Below are 1,535 nucleotides of genomic sequence, written 5' to 3'. Positions count from 1 at the left end.
CCATTTCCTTGAGTTTTCGCTGCCGCAATTCCATCGCTTTTCGCCGTGCCAAATCGCGCCGCCGCAGCATCAACCAACGCGTCAGCAGCCCGTACACCAGAACCGTGGCCACCAGCAACAAGAATGTCATCTGAAGCGAATGGCCTAACCGAAAGGTCGTTTCCAGGTAACCGGCCAATGCCATCAGCGCAAACAGGACCGGCAGCAAGACGGCGATCCCCCACAGCACCTTCCGCATTCGATACACCAAGGACTTGGGATGATCGAGAACGAGTTGCACGTGCAGCGGACTGCGTTGGCGGAGCATCAAATGGTGAAAGACCGCGGTGACCAGAAACAGTGCCGTCGACAAGACCCGAATCGCAAAGATCCGAACACTGGGCTCGGGATGCTCGGAAAAGAGCCCCATCGGAAAGACGATCAATCCGCCCAGCCAGGTGTACCAACGCAGGTGTCGCCGCAGATGCTTGCGCAATGCTTCCGTCCATCCGAAATGGCACTCGGCAACGCCGTGGTCGCGACACACTTTCGCCAGCAGTTCGCGCGAGGCGACGTAGAGTGCGGACATGGCCAGGGCGAATCCGAGCCCGCGGACAAAGGGATCGGGTGGTGAGGTTTTTAGAACCAGATACGCGAACGTCCCCAGGCAAACGGGCCAGACCATCGCGACGATAAACGTTGCCGCCAAGGCCCGCAGGGTGGACTCGAAACCGACATTGATTTTCGTCGCCTCGTCGCCTTCATACTTGATCCGTCGCCGCGCCCAAGCACGACCAAAGAGCACCGCAAAGGCGAGCACCACCAACGCCAGCGATGGCAGCGGTTTGAGAGTGACCGTCAGCACCATCTGCTCGACGGCCTTGGCCCAGGACGCCGGCGAACTGACCCACTGGAGCAACTCCGGGGCGACCGTCAATTCTTCGAGCGAAATCGTCGGCGCGTCTTTGGTCCAGAATAAATGGACGTCGATGGTATTGGTGAACTGATCGATCAACAGAATCAATTCGTGCCGCTGCGTGTCGCTGGTCAACATTGACTGCAGGACCGCGTTTTGAGATTGCAGCGTTTCCTCGATCAATTGGCGGCGTTTTCGAACCAACACCCATTCCGCCTCGGCGCTGCTCAACTCGCTCCAAGCGATCTCCGTTGTATCCCAGTCGACCGACGGAGCTTCGCGTTGATCAAGCCACTGGTTGATATCGGTAAGTTCGTCTTCCAGGCGAAACGAACTGAGTTGGTATTCTTCGACCTTCTTGTTCAGATCGTCGCGGGGGCGAAACTTGTTCCTCAGCGTTTTCGCCTCTTCCCGCTGCTGACGAAGGATCACGCCCAAGGCATCGGTCAGCCCGACTGCATCGATTCGCTCTTGGGATGACTTTTGATCGGCTTTCACCTCGTCAATCGCGGCTTGCACCGCCACCAAGTTCTGTTGCGTTTGGGCGGCTTGCTCGATCAACTGCTTTTGGATGTCAGCAAGTTCAACGTTTTCCTCGGCTAAACTCTTCAGACTTTTTGGCACGGCGTTGACCGTTTGT

Annotated in this window: 1 protein-coding gene; it reads right to left on the bottom strand. The window is 57.3% G+C overall.

What is annotated here, in order from left to right; all coding sequences use genetic code 11:
- A partial coding sequence (locus tag ABX749_RS32490) for a hypothetical protein (protein ID WP_372899691.1) occupies window positions 1-1,519 on the bottom strand: 1,519 nt, incomplete at its 3' end.
- Between the last annotated feature and the right edge of the window lie 16 nt (window positions 1,520-1,535).

This window comes from Stieleria sp. (assembly GCF_041595215.1).
GTDB lineage: Bacteria > Planctomycetota > Planctomycetia > Pirellulales > Pirellulaceae > Stieleria > Stieleria magnilauensis.
This window is presented reverse-complemented; position numbering and strand designations above follow the sequence as displayed.